At 73.4% G+C, this 16,164-nt stretch carries 14 protein-coding genes and 1 pseudogene; 2 read left to right on the forward strand and 13 right to left on the reverse strand.

Annotation, left to right across the window (positions count from 1 at the left end; all coding sequences use genetic code 11):
- Positions 1-14 precede the first annotated feature (14 nt).
- Complete coding sequence (locus tag QMQ26_RS05035) at positions 15-158, reverse strand: hypothetical protein (RefSeq protein ID WP_282204893.1); 144 nt, start codon at positions 156-158, stop codon at positions 15-17.
- A gap of 453 nt (positions 159-611) precedes the next feature.
- Positions 612-893, reverse strand: coding sequence for a hypothetical protein (locus QMQ26_RS05040; RefSeq protein WP_282204894.1), 282 nt, complete (start codon positions 891-893; stop codon positions 612-614).
- Between the two features lie 809 nt (positions 894-1,702).
- Between QMQ26_RS05040 and QMQ26_RS05045 the strand changes: the two genes are divergently transcribed.
- On the forward strand, positions 1,703-2,200 hold the full coding sequence (locus QMQ26_RS05045) for an RNA polymerase sigma factor sigma-70 region 4 domain-containing protein (RefSeq protein WP_282206424.1): 498 nt from the start codon (positions 1,703-1,705) through the stop codon (positions 2,198-2,200).
- A 76-nt stretch (positions 2,201-2,276) separates the two neighbouring features.
- Here QMQ26_RS05045 and QMQ26_RS05050 read toward each other — a convergent pair whose 3' ends face one another.
- From QMQ26_RS05050 to QMQ26_RS05090, 9 genes and pseudogenes are all read right to left on the reverse strand, one after another.
- The gene (locus QMQ26_RS05050; protein WP_282204895.1) at positions 2,277-2,504 is read right to left on the reverse strand and encodes a hypothetical protein; all 228 of its coding nucleotides are present in this window, start codon (positions 2,502-2,504) and stop codon (positions 2,277-2,279) included.
- 8 nt (positions 2,505-2,512) lie between these two features.
- Positions 2,513-3,343, reverse strand: coding sequence for a YceI family protein (locus tag QMQ26_RS05055; RefSeq protein WP_318552200.1), 831 nt, complete (start codon positions 3,341-3,343; stop codon positions 2,513-2,515).
- 163 nt (positions 3,344-3,506) lie between these two features.
- Positions 3,507-4,376: pseudogene (locus tag QMQ26_RS05060) on the reverse strand (phosphate ABC transporter ATP-binding protein).
- Positions 4,377-4,410: 34 nt separating this feature from the next.
- On the reverse strand, positions 4,411-4,983 hold the full coding sequence (locus QMQ26_RS05065) for a sortase family protein (protein ID WP_282204896.1): 573 nt from the start codon (positions 4,981-4,983) through the stop codon (positions 4,411-4,413).
- On the reverse strand, positions 4,950-5,357 hold the full coding sequence (locus QMQ26_RS05070; protein ID WP_282204897.1) for a hypothetical protein: 408 nt from the start codon (positions 5,355-5,357) through the stop codon (positions 4,950-4,952). Before QMQ26_RS05070 ends, QMQ26_RS05065 begins: the two co-directional genes overlap by 34 nt.
- 192 nt (positions 5,358-5,549) lie before the next feature.
- Positions 5,550-7,265 (reverse strand): substrate-binding domain-containing protein, encoded by a 1,716-nt coding sequence (locus QMQ26_RS05075; RefSeq protein ID WP_282204898.1) that lies wholly within the window; start codon positions 7,263-7,265, stop codon positions 5,550-5,552.
- A gap of 26 nt (positions 7,266-7,291) precedes the next feature.
- The gene (gene pstA, locus QMQ26_RS05080) at positions 7,292-8,455 is read right to left on the reverse strand and encodes a phosphate ABC transporter permease PstA (RefSeq protein WP_282204899.1); all 1,164 of its coding nucleotides are present in this window, start codon (positions 8,453-8,455) and stop codon (positions 7,292-7,294) included.
- 186 nt (positions 8,456-8,641) lie between these two features.
- A complete protein-coding gene (gene pstC / locus QMQ26_RS05085) occupies positions 8,642-9,658 on the reverse strand; it encodes a phosphate ABC transporter permease subunit PstC (protein ID WP_100835057.1) in 1,017 nt (338 codons plus the stop codon).
- Between the two features lie 917 nt (positions 9,659-10,575).
- Positions 10,576-13,107: a hypothetical protein gene (locus QMQ26_RS05090; RefSeq protein WP_282204900.1), complete on the reverse strand. Its 2,532-nt coding sequence runs from the start codon at positions 13,105-13,107 to the stop codon at positions 10,576-10,578.
- Between the two features lie 222 nt (positions 13,108-13,329).
- Here QMQ26_RS05090 and QMQ26_RS05095 point away from each other — a divergent pair, with 222 nt between their 5' ends.
- The gene (locus QMQ26_RS05095) at positions 13,330-13,680 is read left to right on the forward strand and encodes a PRC-barrel domain-containing protein (protein ID WP_100835059.1); all 351 of its coding nucleotides are present in this window, start codon (positions 13,330-13,332) and stop codon (positions 13,678-13,680) included.
- Positions 13,681-13,782: 102 nt separating this feature from the next.
- Here the strand turns inward: QMQ26_RS05095 and QMQ26_RS05100 are convergent, their stop codons facing one another.
- Both QMQ26_RS05100 and QMQ26_RS05105 read right to left on the reverse strand, forming a co-directional pair.
- Entirely contained in the window at positions 13,783-14,367 is a 585-nt protein-coding gene (locus QMQ26_RS05100) for a hypothetical protein (RefSeq protein ID WP_282204901.1), read from the reverse strand.
- A gap of 263 nt (positions 14,368-14,630) precedes the next feature.
- Positions 14,631-15,662: a substrate-binding domain-containing protein gene (locus QMQ26_RS05105; RefSeq protein ID WP_282204902.1), complete on the reverse strand. Its 1,032-nt coding sequence runs from the start codon at positions 15,660-15,662 to the stop codon at positions 14,631-14,633.
- Positions 15,663-16,164 lie beyond the last annotated feature (502 nt).

A 16,164-nucleotide genomic window follows, 5' to 3' on the forward strand; every position in this document is an offset into this window, starting at 1 on the left:
CTGCGGGCCGATGGTCATGACCAATTGGGCCAGGCCGAGCGGTGCCTGGCGTTCGCCACCACGGTCTGGGCGATCCGTTCGTAGCAGCAGCGCAGCACCGCGTTGCGGTTCATCGGGCGCAGCATCAGCGCGGGCGCGAAGGTCAGGCGGAAGGCCACTTCCGGTGGCGGCGGGCGGGCGCCAGCCGCGTGGAAGGACACCGGGCGGGGCAGCACCAGTTTGCCACCTGGTCAGGCACTCGAGCGCTTCCTCGCTCAGCGGGTGCACCGGGTCGGCCGACAGTTCCTCGGCCAGGGCCGTGGAGCGTTCGGGCACCAGGCCGTCGTCGCTGTCGAGGAAGTCCTGGTCCTCCAGGCGCATCTCGCCGTCGCCGGACAGCTGCAGCGGTGATCCGTGCGGTGCGCCGGTCCACCTCGGTGACCGCCGGGGGTGAAGACGTGCCGGTGCAGTACCGCCCACGCGGGTCGCTCCACGTCAACAGGCCGGTTCCCAGGACCAGTTCGACCTGGTCGTCCTGCTGCACCAGGCGCTGGTGCCAACGATAGATGGTCTCGTACAGCTCCGCAGCGGCCGGTCCGCGCGTTCGCGTTCGGCCCACCGCCGCCAGCGGGTCAGCCAGTTTCCGTACGAGCGCAGCACTCGTCCGCGACGCGCCGCTCGAGCGTCGCCCCGGTGTCTTGCCACTGCCCGCGGTCCGCGGCCGGCTGGCGCTCCGGGCCCTGCTCGGCGAGCGGCGGGTCCGTGTCCGGGTTCTCCACGTCCCTGGAGTCCAGCCAGCCGAGCAGTTGGCGGGATCTCGGCGGGGCGCTCTGCGGGACGTGGTCGAGGACGAGCAGCGGTCGGTCGGGTTGCCCATTGGGCGGCGTCACCGCCGCGGCAGGTCGCACAGCCACAGCTGTCCCCAGGAACGGGTGTCCCTCGAACGCTGCGTCCGCTCTGCACCACTTCGCGCAGGAATCGCGAGCAGCGCGGCCGTGCGGCCGATGACTTCCGGGTTCCGTGCATGCAGGTGTGGAACGTCCACCATTCTCCCTCTGGGCGGCGTCACCGCCGCCGGCAGGTCGCACAGCCACAGCTGTCCCCAGGAACGGGTGTCCCTCGAACGCTGCGTCCCGCTCTGCACCACTTCGCGCAGGAATCCGAGCAGCGCGGCCGTGCGGCCGATGACTTCCGGGTTCCGTGCATGCAGGTGTGGAACGTCCACCATTCTCCCCTCGGTCGGTGACGAACGTTCCAGGATGGCGAGCGGCCCGGCCGGAAGCAGCTCTCGGGAAAGTGGCTCGATCCACCCTGTGCAATGGCTTGGACACGTTGCGTTTCCACCTGTTGCGCCATTTCCCGCCCGGACTGGGGCCGGGCAGCTCGGGAGACCACGGGTGCCGGAGTTCGAGGAGTTCGTCGCTTTCCGGGAGCGGCACCTGTTGCGGCCGGCGTTCCGCCGACCGGCGGGGATGCGCACCTGGGGAGGACCTGGTGCAGGAGGCGCTGGGGCAGGTCTTCCTGAAGTGGCACCGGATCGCCGGCTGGAGAACCCGAGCGGGTAGGCGCAGACCGTGCTGGTCAACACCTTCCCGTCGTACCGGCAGCGGCGAGCGGGTCACGGGTGCTGCCGGACAGCGGCGTGGACGACCCGGACCCGACGCTGCGGTTGACGCTGCTGCGGGCGCTGGCGGAGCTATCGCCGGCGGGCCGGGCGGTGCTGGTGCTGCGGTTCCGGGAGGACCGCGGCGTCGAGGAGACCTCCGGGGTGCTGCGGATCGGCGACAGTGCGGTGCGCACCCGGACCAGGCGGGCGTTGGTGCGGCTGCGGGCGGCGCTCGGCGACGACCTGGACGCCCCGATGGGGCGCCCGGCTCCGGTTCCCGCTTCCCGCCCTCCGCTTCCCGCTCCTCGCTCCCCGCTCCCGCTCCCCTCCCCGCTCCGGCGACGATTCCCAGAAGGCGGTGCGCACCGTGCCACTGACGACGAACTGACCGTGGCCCTCTCCCAGGTGCTGGGCGACGCGGCCGAGTTGACGCCGAACGGTACACAGGCAGCTGAGCAGCGACGCGAGCGGTCGTCGCGGGAGTCCTGGCGTGCCCGCAACTGTCGGAGCAGCGGTTCAACCAGCTGCCGGTACTACTCCCGGGCGGGACGATCCGGCCGGTGGGCGGCTCATGGCCGGGAAACCGCGACCCGCACCGGCTGGGGACAGTGCTGACCTTCGGCGACGGGTCCGGTGCGAGCCTGATCGAGGTCACTGTGCAGTACACCGCCGACCGGATCGACCAGTTGGGCTACCTGGACGCGTTCCAGACGCCGATGGACTCCTGCGCGCGGACGGTTCTCCCGGACGGCTCGCTGCTGGTGATCGACCAGCTCCGCAGCCGGATCACCGACGGCGGCCTGGAGTGGCGGGCGTTCTGGGCCGCGCCGGGCGGCCGCCAGGTGCACGTGACCGAGTCCAGCGGCGAGCCGAGCCAGGTGAGGCGGCCCACGCCGCCGCTGACGGACGCCCAGCTCATCGCGATGGTCACCGCCCGCGCAGTGGGGCGAGGCGTTCGCCGCGCTGACGCCGGTGACCGGCGCCCCGGACGGCGCCGCCGCCGAACTGGCCGCCGACCTTCGCCGAGACCGCGAACGCCCTACTGGACCGGCTGGCCGGGCTGCCCCCGGCCGGGACCGCGTACGACACCGCACCCGGCGACCCGGCGCTGGGCCCGGACACGGTGAAGGCGGTCGCGCTCTTGCCCGGCTGGCGGTCCTGATCCTGGCCGGGGGACACGCGTGGGCCGCCCCCGTCGGGTGGGCGGGGGCGGCCTCGGCGTGCCGTCAGCTCTGCTTGATCGCGAGACGTCGAACTCCAGCACCACTTGTCGCCGACCAGCACGGCGTTCCAGGTGATGCCGAACTCCTTGCGGCTGATGGTGACCGAGCCCTCCAGGCCGACCCGGAGGTTGCCGTAGGGGTCGACGGCGTTGCCGGTGTACTCGAAGTCGATGCTGACCGGCTTGGTGGTGCTCTTGATGGTGAGGTCGCCGGTGACCCGGTACTCGCTGTCGGACTTCTGCTCGACCTGGGTGGTGCGGAAGGTGATGTCGGGGAAGTTCGGCGCGTCCAGGAAGTCGTTGGTGCGCAGGTGCTGGTCGCGCTGCTCGACGCCGGTGTCGATGCTCTGGGCCTTGATCACCACCTGGCCGGTGGACTTGGCCGGGTCGGCGCCGTCCAGGTGCGCGCCGCCCTCGAACTGGTGGAAGGCGCCGCGCACCTTGGTGACCATGGCGTGGCGGGCGACGAACCCGATCCGGGTGTGGGTCGGGTCGAGGACGTAGTCCCCGGTGAGCTCGGGCAGGCTGACGGTCATGGTCTGCGCTCTCTTCTCGCGGCGGTGCGTGGGCGGGGGCCGGCGGCTGCTCGCCCGGTCCCCCGCAAACGCTAGGCGTTCGGCCGCCGCCGACCCCCTGTGACACGCGGTCGGCGGGCCGGCGACGGACCGCTGAAAGGTCGCCGGCGGCTCGTCGGTGGGCTCAGCCGAAGCGGCCGTTGACGTAGTCGGCGGTGCGCTGGTCGGCCGGGTCGGTGAAGAGGCGTTCGGTGGGGCCGGACTCGACGATCCGGCCGGGGGTGTCGTGGTGGCGAGGAAGAACGCGCAGGACTGGGAGACGCGTTGGGCCTGCTGCATGTTGTGGGTGACGATGACGATGGTGACCCGGTGGCGCAGTTCGGCGATGGTCTCCTCGATCCGGCGGGTGGAGGTCGGGTCGAGGGCGGAGCAGGGTTCGTCCATCAGCAGGATCTCCGGGGAGACCGCGAGCGAACGGGCGATGCACAGGCGCTGCTGCTGGCCGCCGGAGAGCGCGCCGCCGGGGGTGCCCAGGCGGCTGCTGACCTCGTCCCACAGTCCGGCCTGCCGCAGGCTGGACTCGACCAGGTGGTCGCGCTCCTCGCGGCCCGCCCTGATGCCGTTGAGCCCGCTGAGTTGTCGTACAGCGACATGGTGGGGAACGGGTTGGGGCGCTGGAAGACCATGCCGATCCGGCGGCGGACCTCGGCGGGGCGGCGGCCGGGGGCGTAGACGTCCTCCCGGCGAGCAGCACCTCGCCGGCCAGCGCGGCGCCGCGCACCATCTCGTGCATCCGGTTGAGGATGCGCAGGTAGGTGGACTTGCCGCAGCCGGACGGGCCGATCAGCGCGGTGATCTCGCCGGCCCGCATCGCGAACGAGACCCGTTCGAGGACCTTGCGCTGCCCGAACCAGGCGGTGACCTCGCGGGTCTCCAGCCCGGACAGCGGGCGCCCCGGCGGCGCGGCGGCCACCGGCGGCAGCGGCACCGTGGGCGGATCGTCCTGGTCTCCGAACTTCTGTACGGGGAAGGGGGGTTGGGCGGTCTCGGTCATCGGGGGCGGTCCTTTCCCGGGAAGCCGGAGGGTGTCAGTAGACGTTGGGGAGCAGCGCGGCGGCGTTCTCGTACACCGACCAGAGCAGGGTGGCGACCACCGGCGCGAAGCACAGGTAGGCGGCGGCGCGGCGCCAGCGGCGGGCCGTGACGACGGCCGTGACGACGGCCAGCAGCAGGGCCAGCGACCAGAGTTGGAGCGCGGACAGGGCGCCCTTGTCGGCGGCCAGCGCCTTGTCGGCGCGGTGGTGGCGGGCCGCTTCGCGCCGGCCGGTTCGGGGTCGCCGTCCAGCCGGGCGCCGACCAGCACGGTGCTGGTGGGGACCCAGTCGGAGTCGCCGGTGACCAGCACCAGCCGGTTGGGCGCGGTGTCCTGGATCGGGTGGTCGCCGTCGCCGTAGGTGTTGACGGTGTAGTGGAAGCTGCCCTGGCCGGTGGTGACGTCGATCCGTCGCCGACCTCGAGCCGCCGAGGTCGGCGAACGGCGCGCCGAACGCGGTGGAGCGGCCGAACAGGACGGCCACGCCGGGCTGTCCGGGCAGCACGGTGTCGCGCCGGTGCCCGGGGCCGCGCATCAGGTCGCGGCCGGTGGTGCCCTCGACCACCACGGCCTGGCGCAGGCCGAGCGCCGGGATGTCGAGGACGGCCAGCGGCGCGCCGTCCTCGTGGGGCCGGTCGGTGCGGTGGCGTTGGCCAGCCGGTCGCGCAGGGTCGCGTAGGCGGTGGACTGGTGGCGGGCCTCCTGGAGGCCGGACAGCGCGAACAGGTAGCCCGCGAAGCCGAGCAGCAGCACGGCCGCCAGCGTCACCGCCCGGGCGACGGCCGGCAGCGGCGCCACCGGGCCCGCCGGGGCCCGGCTCGGAGCCGGACCCGTCGGCGTTCTTCCCCGGCACCGGTACCGGCGCGGACGCGGACGCAGGCGCGGGCGCGGGCGGCGGTACCGGTACGGCGCGGAGGGCCGTTCGAGGGCGGGCGCGGTCATCTGCGGGTCTCCTCGACTGCGGCGGATGCGGCGGATGCGAAGTGTGCGGCGGATGCGAAGCGTGCGGCGACTGCGACACCTGCGGCAGGCCCAGCGGGTACGGCAGGCACCACCGGTACGGCGGACCCCACGGGTACGGCAGGCACCACCGGTACGGCGTCCGCGGGCGGGTGGCGGTCCTCGCGGCGGGGTTCACCGGCTGCCGCCCGCCGGCCGGTCGCGGCGGCGCCACCAGGCGGCCAGCAGCGGGGGAGCGGCGGCGACCACGCCGAGCAGTTCGAGCGCGGTGAGGGTGGAGAGCAGCCAGTCCTGCGGCCGTCCGCCGAGCGCGACCACCGCGGCGGGCGCGGCGCCGCCGGTGCCCCCGCCGGTGCCGGAGCCGCCGCTGCTGGCGTCGAGCACCTCGCCGGTCTGCGGGTCGATCACCGGCTGGGCGGCGTCGGCCCCGCCGGTGCCCGTCCCGCCGGTGTCGCCCGTACCGCCGGTGCCGCCGCCCGTCCCGCCGGTGCCGGTGCCGCCGCTGCCGGAACCGCCTTTTCCGGAGCCGGAGTTGGCGCTGCCGGTCTTGACCGGCTGGCCGTTCTGCACGGTGCAGTCCAGCGGGCTGCCCTTCCTGTCGCAGGGGCTGGGCTGCGGGGCGTTCTTGAGCACGGTCAGCTCGCCGGCGGAGTTGAACGTCGGGTTGGGGCAGTTGGTGAGGGTGTTCGGGTCGACGGGGCTGGCGTTGCCGGGGATGTGCTGGGTCTGGAGCAGTCCGCCGCGCACCAGGTTGCGCGGGATCGGCGAGTAGCCGAGGTCGTCGGCCTCGCCCTGTCCGGCGCACAGCACGTACGCGAGGTAGCGGCTGAGCGCGCTGCCCTTGGCGTCGTTGAAGCGCGGCGGCACCGGGCGGGAGGCGTTCGCCCGGGGCACGATCAGGTAGCTGTAGGAGGAGATCGGGTAGGAGCGGGCGTCACCGTTGTTGTAGACGCCGTCGAGGTTCTGCTGGAGGTAGTCCGGGTCGTCGGGCGAGGTGCCGTCGTCGACGCCGCGGATCTTCGCGGCGGTCAGCGCCACCGCGACGTTGGAGGCGGTCGGCAGGGTGTAGTACCCGGCCGGGTTGAGCACCTTGACGACGGGCCAGTTGCTGCGCTTGGCGAAGGCGTACTCGTCGTAGCCGATCGCGCCGATGCCGGTCGGCGACTGGATGTAGCCGGCGACCACGTCGGAGCCGTTCTGCGCGGTCATCCGGCCGGACGGCGGGAAGAACTCGGTGTAGTCGCCGCAGCCGACGCCGTTGACCTTGGTGCAGTACGCGTCCCACTCGGCCTGGTGGGTGTGCTCCATCCAGCGGGTGAACTGGGCGGTGGCGCCGGAGCCGTCGGAGCGCACCACCGGGGTGATCGGGATCTTCGGCAGCGCCTTGCCGTAGTCGGCGGTGATCTTCGGGTCGTCCCAGGAGGTGATCCGGTTGGTGAAGATCCCGACGACGGTGTCGGGCGACAGCCGCAGGTCGGTGATCTTCTTGCCGCCGAGCTCCAGGTGGTACATCAGCGCGGTGCCGCCGGCCGTGATCGGGACGTAGGAGAAGCCGTACTGCGGGTTCTCCGCGCCGCCCAGGCCGCTGCCCTGCTTGCCCGGGTCCACCCCGCTGTCACCCTTGCTGCGGAACGGCACGTCGGAGGCGGTGAAGTCGTCCTGGCCGATGGACCATTGGACGCGCCCGGCGGCCGAGCCGACCGGGTTGAAGTCGATCTCGATGCCCATCGGGCCGACGTCGCGCCGCCACTGGTCGATGGCCGGCCCGGCCCAGCTGGAGCCGTCCGCGTTCAGCGAGGTCGCGGCGTGCGCGGGGGTCGCCCCGAGCAGCGCGGTGGGCAGGGCCAGCGCGGCGGTGAGCAGCGCCGAGGCCAGGTGACGGAGTCGCACGGGACGGGTCTTCCTTCTGTGACGTGTCATCGGTCCTCCACCGCCGGCGCGGTCGTGACCAGGACGGGTGCGGCCGCGGGTACGGGGACGGCTGCGGGTGCCGGTACGGCTGCGGGTACGGCCACGGGCGCGGTGTCCGCGGTGCGGGCCCGGCGCGGCGGGCGGCGGGTGGGCCGGTCGGCGGGGGCGCGGTGGCGGCCCAGCACCCGGGCGGTGACGAACAGCACCAGCACCACGGCCATCAGGGTCAGCGCGCCGGCGAACGCCCGGGCCACCATGTCGGGGTAGGGCTGCTTGACGTAGTTCCAGACGTACAGCGGCAGGCTGGCCTGGTTGCCGTGCAGCGGGTCGAGGTTCATCCGGGCGGTGAACCCGGCGGTGAGCAGCACCGGGGAGGTCTCGCCGACGCCGCGGGCCATGCCGAGCACCACGGCGGTGGTCAGTCCGGGTCGGGCGGTGGGCAGCACCACGTGCCACACGGTGCGCCACTGGGAGGCGCCGAGCGCGTAGGACGCCTCCTTGAGGGTGCCGGGGACGAGCCGGACGACGACCTCGGCGGCGCGGGTGACGATCGGCGTCATCATCACGGTGAGGGCGAGTGAGGCGGCCAGTCCGCTCTTCTCGGCGCCCAGGGTGAGGATGACCACGCCGAGCACGAACAGGCCGGCCACGATGGACGGCAGCGCGGTCATCGCCTCGACCAGCACCCGGACCGGCTTGACCACCCGGGCGCCGCGCCGGGTGTTCCCGGCCTCGACCAGGAAGACGGCGGTGAGGATGCCCAGCGGCACCGAGAACAGGGTGGCCAGGCCGAGCTGTTCGAGCGAGCCGACCACGGCGTGCAGGCAGCCGCCGGAGGTGATCGGCGACAGCGGGGCGGTGGTGCGCATGGTCTCGGTGAAGAAGTTCCAGTGCCGGGCGGCGTCCAGGCCGCGGACGGCGACGTAGCCGATCTGCTCGACGATGACGGCGAGCACCAGCAGGCCGGAGCTCCAGGCCAGCGCGGTGGCCAGCCGCTCGCGGACGGTCAGGGCGTCCCACTGGAGCCGCCCGGCGGCGGTGTACACCGCCAGGAACAGCAGGTACCAGCAGAGCAGGAAGCCGAACGCGCCGCTGAACGGCAGCACCCGCTCGTACAGCGCCCAGTCCAGGGCGAGCGAGCCGGTGGCGGCGCCCAGCAGGGTGAGCACCTCCTCGCGGGTGGTGCCGCCGAGCCTGATCCGCCGCTGCTCGGGCGGGGCGACGGTGTCGGCGGTGGCGGTCTCGACGGTGGCGGGAGCGGCGTCGGCGGTCTCGGCGGCGGCGGTCTCGGCGGCGGCGGGAGCGGCGTCGGTGGGAGCGGTGTCGGGGGTGTGGGGTGCATCGGGGTCCTCCGGTCAGTCCGAGGTCGAGGCGCCGGACCGGGACCGGCTGATGACGAACCCGGCGGCCACGTTGACCAGCAGGGTGAGGGCGAACAGCACCAGGCCGGCGGCCATCAGCGCGGACAGCGAGAGGCCGTCGGACTCGCTGAAGCGCAGCGCGATCAGCGAGGAGATCGAGCCGCCGCCGTTCTCCAGCACGTGCCAGGAGATCCGGAACACCGGGGAGATGATCAGCGCGACGGCGATGGTCTCGCCCATCGCCCGGCCGAAGCCGAGCATCACCGCGCCGATCACGCCGCCGCGCCCGAACGGCAGCACCACGGTGCGCACCATGCCCCAGCGGGTCGAGCCGAGCGCGTAGGCGCCCTCCCGTTCGCCCGCCGGGGCCTGCGAGAACACCTCGCGGCTGAGCGAGGTGATGATCGGGATGATCATCAGCGAGACCACCGTCCCGGCGATGAACGTCGAGGAGGTGTACGAGGTCGGGGTGTCGCCGGTGCGCACCTCCAGGAACGGCAGCGGCCCGCCGAGGTGGTTGGCCAGCCAGCGGCACAGGCCGACGAACCGCGGCTGGAGGAAGAACAGGCCCCACAGCCCGTACACGATGCTGGGGATGGCGGCCATCAGGTCGACCAGCGAGACCAGCGCGGGCCGCAGCCGCACCGGCGCGTACTCGGAGATGAACAGCGCGGCGGTGAGCGAGACCGGCACCGCGATGCACAGCGCGATCACCGCGATCAGGATGCCGTTGGGCAGCACGGCGGCGATGCCGAAGGTGTGCGCGGCGGTGCGCCAGTTCTGCTCGGTGAGGAAGGACCAGCCGACGGCGCGCAGCGCCTCGGTGCCGCGCATCAGCAGGAAGAAGGCGATCAGCCCCATCAGGACGAACACCGACAGGCCGGCGGCGCGCAGCACGCCGCGGAAGGCCCGGTCGGCGGGCGAGGCGGGGGCACTGATCGGGCGGGGCCGGTCGGGGTCGGGCGTCGGCGGTGGGACGCGGGTGTCCGTCGGCTGGACGGCGGCTGTCATGGTGTCAACTCTCGGCGCGGTGAGGGTTCCTGGGGTGTTCCGGACGGGCCGGTGGTCGCCGGACGGGCGCGCGGGGCGCCCGTCCGGCGGGGCGGGGTCGGCCGCGGCGGGTCAGCTACGGCGGGTCAGCCGCGACCAGAGCCGCCCGGTGCCGCGCCGGAGGTTCGCGCCGGCGGCGGTGCCGCCGAGGAACAGCGCGGCGGGTCCGCCGACCAGCAGGACGGCGCCGGTGGCGAGGATCACGGGCAGCAGCAGCCGGGCCATCCCGGCCCGGTCGGCGGCGGCCTGCCCGACCGGGGCGGCGGCCAGGCCGGGCGAGGGGCTGCCGCCGGGCGTGCCGGGGGCGGCGGCGCTCTGCGCGGTGGTGCCGCCGGGGCCGTCCGCACCGCCCGTCCCGCCGCCGGCGGTGGTGTCGCCGACGCTGCCGTTACCGTTGCCGCCCGAACTCCCGCCGGAGCCGCCGCCGTTGGAGCCGGACCCGGAGCCGGAGCCGTCCCCGGTGCCGGTGTCGGCGGGCTTGCTCGGCGTGCCGCCGTCCTGCGCGGCGACGTGGGCGGCGGCGGCCTTCGCCTGGGCGAGCTGGGCCTTGGTCAGGCCCGCGTACCCGAGGGCGAGCTGTCCGGCGGCCCGCCCGTAGACCTGGCCCTTGGCGGGGTCGGTGACGTCGCGCACGAAGGTGCTCACCGCGGCGCTCCTGGCCTGGCCGAGGCCGTCGGTGGGCAGCATCGCGTACTGCACCATGGTCAGCGGGTACGCCTTCGGGTCCTTGGCGTAGGCGGAGCCCGCGTCGCCGTACGGGAGCTGCTGGGTGCCGGTGGCCTCGTCGAACGGCATGTCGTCGGCGGCGGCCTGCATCGCGGTGATCGTCGGCGTGGTGAACCCGCCCGCCGGGTTGGGCAGTTCGGCCTCGGGCAGGCTCATCGCCTGGGCGTTGCCGCTGTCCATGACGGCGAACAGCGCCCGGCTGCCCGGGGCCATGGCGCGGCACTTCTCGTGCTGGCCGTCCGCGTTGACGTAGGGCAGCTGGCAGGACAGGCGGTTCTCCAGCACCATCCGCAGCACCTGGCCGAGGCCGCCCAGCACGGGGTTCCACTCGTACTGCTTGTGGTTGTTCTGGCCGGTGTAGTCCAGCGCCTGGAACGAGTCGACCGGGTAGCCGGTGAAGTTCGACGGCAGGAACTTCGTGTTGACGTGGGTGCCCCACGGGTCGGGGCGCCCTGGAGGAACTGCGCGGCGTCCGGGTCGGCGACGATCCACTCGGTCAGCCGGTGCACCAGGTCGGTGGTCCCGCCGACCACCACCGGCTCGGTGTTGGCGAGGTTGCCGCAGCCGGGCCAGGTCACGCCGGGCGAGACGTCGGCGTTGAGCTCGCGGAACTCCTCGTCGTCGAACATGCAGAGCGGGTTGCCCCGGACGGTGTCGGTGTCGTCGTCGTTGTAGTAGCGGTAGGTCTGGGTGAGCATCTTGGCCAACAGCCGCTGGTTGAGCCGCACCCGGCGGACCTGCCGGTGGGTGGCGCTGTCGTCGACGACGAAGACCACCGAGATGGCGCTGTTGGCGAGCGGCGCGTAGACGTACGGGCGGGTCGGCGGGTCGGTGCTCGGCAGCGAGGTCAGCGCGACGTCCGCGCCGGACCTGCGCAGGAAGGCCGCCCGGGCCTGCGGCTCGCCGTTGCCGACGGAGTACTGCACCCGCAGCGGGTCGCGGGCCAGGCAGCTGCCGGTGCGCCACTGCTGCACGGCCCGGTCGGCCATCTCCAGGCCGATCGCGGAGAAGTCCGCGTCGCCGGCGGTGCAGGCGTCGGGGGTCGGCGCGAACTCCAGCGGGACGGTGACGTGCCGCTTCCAGGCGCAGGACTCGCCGGAGAGGAAGCTGGTGCCGCTCGGGCGGAGCAGGAACGAGGCGTCCGTGGCGGTGTCGAAGGTGAAGTCCATGTCGATCGAGTGGTCGTCGCAGTTGATCACCACGTCGGGGTAGCTGGTGGCGCCGATCGAGTCGCCGCCGTAGTTCGGTTCGATCACCAGCGAGCACCTGTGGGTGGCGTCGCAGCCGAGGCCCTGGCTCTGCGCCGCGGTCCAGAGCTCGATGTCCGCCTCGCCGGTGCCGTCCGGGTGGGTCGCCGCGATCACCATGTTCGACGGGAACTCCGGGGCCGGTCCGGCCGCGGGCGGCTCCTGCAGGAAGCCCCCGGCCGGGTCACCGCCGTACAGGGTGGAGCCGTAGCAGTCGGTGACCTTCGGGTCCTCGCCCCGGCACTGGTAGATCCGGACCGGGTAGTAGGCGTCCCGGGCCAGCGGGGCGATGACCTGGACGGGCTGGCCCATGTAGTCGACGGTCGGCGTGAGGCCCGTCCAACTGACGTGCACCACCTGGTTCCTGAGGTCGTTGACCTGCGAGACGGTGACGGTCCCCCGCGGGCCGTCGGTCCAGGTGTTCGGGTCGAACCGGGCCGGTCCCTCCACCGTCTTCCCCGAGGCCGCCAGGGCGGGCTGGACCCCCGGTCCGCCGAGCGGCAGGAAGACTACGGTGGCGGCCACCGCCCAGGCCAGCACGGCCGCCAGGTAGGTCCGCGACGGACGCGATCCGGTTCTCGGCCCCCAAGGGCGGGTTCTCATCGGCGCAGCACCTCCGGCGACGGCGCGCCGAATCGGGCACGCACGGGTGACAGGGAGCGGAGCCGCCGTCCGGCCGCCCCGACGCCATTCGGCCAGTCCCGCCTGGCCGCTCGCTGTCCACCAGGTGTACGAGACCCCAATTAGTGCTCGAATCAAGCCAATTGGCGTACCGTCAGAAACGCGGACCGCCCGTCCGGAATCAGCCGCAGGGGCGTCGGACGGGCGGGGGCGCTGCGCCTGCCGCCCGGCGTCAGTCCTTCCCCTCCCCTGCGCCGCCCCCTGCGCCGCCCCGTCCGCCGCCCCGTCGGGGCCGGTCTCGTCCCGGTGGGTGAGGGCCAGGGCGCTGCCCGCGATGCCGATGACGATCAGTGCGACGGCGATGCTGACCCAGCCGGCGTTCTCCCAGTAGACGTCGTCCAGGTCGATCAGGTTGGCGGTCTCGTCGACGACCAGGGCGGCGCCGATGCCGTAGGCCAGGCCCATCCAGGTCCGCCAGCGCGCCGACCGCTCGACCAGGCCCAGCGCGCCGACCACCATCAGGATGAGGATGCCCCAGACGTAGTGGTGGATGTGGACGCCGCCCGCCGAGACGTTGCCCACCCCGGCGGCGTCGATGTGGATCAGCCAGGTCAACAGCCGCAGGAAGCCGAACGTGAGGGTGAAGCCCCACCACGCCAGCACCAGGCCGCGCCGGGTCGGGGAGACCTCCCGCCAGCGGCGGGGGCGGCGCCCGCTCCGCTTCGACGCGGGCGGCCGGTCCCGCGCGTGCTGCTGCGCGTGCTCCTGCCCGGGCTCCCGCTCGTGCTGCTGTCCGTGCTCCGGGGATGCGTCCACCCGGCGACCCTAAGCCCGTCGCACCGCCGCACCGAACCGGCACGCCACGGGCCGCCGCCGTCCCGACCCCTCCCGGCGCCCCCTCCCGCCGCCCCGTCCCGTCCGTTCCGTCCGTTCCGTCCGTCCTGTCCGTCCGGTCCGTCCCGCGGAGGCATGATCGACCGGGTCGGGGGCAGTCGAGTGTCCGGCAGACGATCGACGCACACCGACGAGGAGGCAGCTGTGACCAGCGGACTGTGGGGCTACGAGGGCGCCGAGGGCTACACCGCGGGCTCGGACCTGACCGGCTACCGGGTCGAGGCCACCGACGGCCACATCGGCAAGGTCGACAAGCACACCGAGGACGTCGACGCCGGTTACATCGTGGTCGACACCGGCCCGTGGATCTTCGGCCACGAGGTGCTGCTCCCGGCCGGCACCATCACCCGGATCGACCACGAGGACCGGGCGGTGTACGTGAACCGCTCCAAGGACGAGGTGAAGAACTCGCCCGCCCGCGACGCGGGCCACCACACCGACGATCCGGCCTACCGCGACCAGCTCGGCGGCTACTACAGCGGCGGAACCATCTGACCCCGCCCGTCCCCCACCCGCCGGGGCCCCGCGCGTACCACGCGCGGGGCCCCGGCGCTGCCGTGCCGTCGGGCCGACCTGACGAATCGGTCGGGCGGAGCGTCAGGAGGCGGGCGTGTAGGCCACCGTGAAGGAGCCGACGCTCTGGCCCGCCGCGAAGAAGGTGGTGTGCAGCTTGGTGTCGAGGTACTGGGCGCCCGCGGCGTCCAGGACCAGCGAGGTGGCGGTCAGGTTCTGCGTGGTGCCGCTGTAGGTGATGGCGTTGTCACCGGCCGGGTCGAACAGCGCCACCGGGGTGGTCGAGCCGTCCGGGACGGCGGTCAGCGTCCAGTCCTCGAAGGAGAAGGCCAGCTGGTAGAAGGAGACCGCGCTGCCGGTCTTCGCGTCGACGAACAGCAGGCCGCCGCCGAGCTGGACGCCGCCGAAGAAGTCGCGCAGGCCGCCGGTGCCGTCGGTCACCGGGAAGCTCGCCGACAGGCCGGTGGTCGCGTTGTAGCCCGCGGTGGCGGTGGGCAGCGGCACGGCCACGATGCCGGCCTGGGCGGCCTGCTGGAAGAAGGCGTTGCTCTCGTTGATCACCGCGTTGCCGGCCGCCGGGGCGGCGGAGGCGGAAGTGGCGGAGGCGGCGGTGGCGACGAGGGCGAGGCCGGCGGCCGCGGCGGCGATCCGGACGGTGAGACGGGACATCGTGGCTCCTTCGGACGGGGTGCGCGGTGGCACCCGGTGCATGGTGGCGCGTGGTGCGTGGCGGCGCGGGGCGCGGGACGGTGCTGCGCGGTGGCGCGTGGTGCGTGGTGCGTGCTGACACGTGGTGCTTGATGGTGCGTGCTGACGCGTGGCGCGTGATGGTGCGTGGTCGTACCTGGTGCCGCGAAGGGCCGCCGCCCGTCCCGGGTGTGGCCGGGACGGGCGGCGGGTGGTGCGGGGGTGACGGACCCGGGGCGGGAGCGTCAGATGGTCGAGCCGCAGGACGCGGCGGCCAGGTTGAGGTAGCCGTAGCTGGTGATGCTGGCGCGGCCGGCGGTGGAGCAGATGTAGCCGGTCGGGCCGAAGATCGCGCGCAGGGCGGTGCTCTGGGTGGTGGCCGGGCTGGCGTTCCACTCGCCGGCGCGGACCACGTTGTAGAGCACCCGGCCGTAGGTCGGGTTGGCGAACGCGGCGTTCAGGGTGCCGGTGCCGGTCAGCGGGGCGACGCCGTTGATGTTGCGCAGGGTCAGGTTGCCCTTGTCGTCGGTGGCGGTGGTGTGACCGTTGGCCTGGCCCACCCAGTGGCCGACGGAGTACGGGAAGATGACGTTCGGGTCGTTCAGCGCGGCGTCGGTGCCCTCGTTCTCCTCCGGGCCGCTGACGACGCAGGCGCCCAGGACCGGGTTGCCGATGGCGCCCAGGAAGAAGGAGCGGGTGCCGGAGCTGAGCTGCGGCAGGTAGGGCTTGATGGTGCCGGCGGTGCCGCCGAAGTTCGACCAGTTGGTCTTGCCGGCCTTGCAGGAGTAGATGTCGTTCAGGTCCTGGGTGGTCAGGTTGGTCGGGGCGTTGCCGCCGGACTTCGCCGACCAGGTCACCGCGTCCTTGGCGAACGCCACGAACAGGATGGTGGCCGGGTCGGTGCCCTGCCGGGTGCGGGAGGAGCGCGCGAAGTCCAGGGTGGTGCTGGTGGTGGCGTTCAGCGTGGAGATGCCGGCGCCGGAGCCGTTCGGGCGGGTGATGCTGCCGGCGCCGGCCTTCGGGGTGATGGTGGCCGAACCGGTCGCGTCCCAGCTGTACAGGTGCGGCAGGGTGGAACCCGCGCCCAGGGTGGCGTTGTAGTCGACCGAGAACTGGTTGAGCAGAGCCTGCGTGGTGTCCGAGCCGGCACCGACGATGTCCTGGGCAGCCGGGGTGACACCCGTGGCCGGGTCAGCCATCGCCGGGACGGCGACGGTGGCGAGAGCGGCGGCGGTCATCGCGGCGGCCGCGAACGCCTTGGCAGCGGTGTGACGCATGGTCCTGTTCCTCCATCAAGGAAAGTCCTAGCAGGACCGGGCCTGGCGGGGCCCGGTGCCGGAGAGCTCCGCGGCTTCCCGGCGGAGTGATCCTCGCCGCGACCGCCCGCCGTCCGGAAGCACCGCCTCCCCCGGCCGACCCGCCGCCGACGCTCCGCCGTTTCTCTCGAAACTCCTGCTCAGCAAGGTGGTTGACGGCCCGTCGACCACCCTTCGCACCACGGAGGCGTTCTTCTCCAGGTGTGCCCACGGGGTCACCCCGGCCATCTCCGCTTCACTCCCGCTGCACCGGCCCCGCGCAACCCGCACCACCGGCCCGCATCCGTCCGGGCGACACCCGGCCCCGCGCCGGAGGCCGAAGACAACTCTGGCCGACAGTAGGCGGGTTGACGGCCGAGCGGCCATGCCGTCCACTTCCGCGAGCAGCCCCGCCCGGGGGGTGGGAGGAAACCTCCACCACCCTCGGGGGTACGCCAATCGGCCCCAGCCACAAGGGGGTTGG

Origin of the sequence: Kitasatospora fiedleri (assembly GCF_948472415.1) — a bacterium.
GTDB lineage: Bacteria > Actinomycetota > Actinomycetes > Streptomycetales > Streptomycetaceae > Kitasatospora > Kitasatospora fiedleri.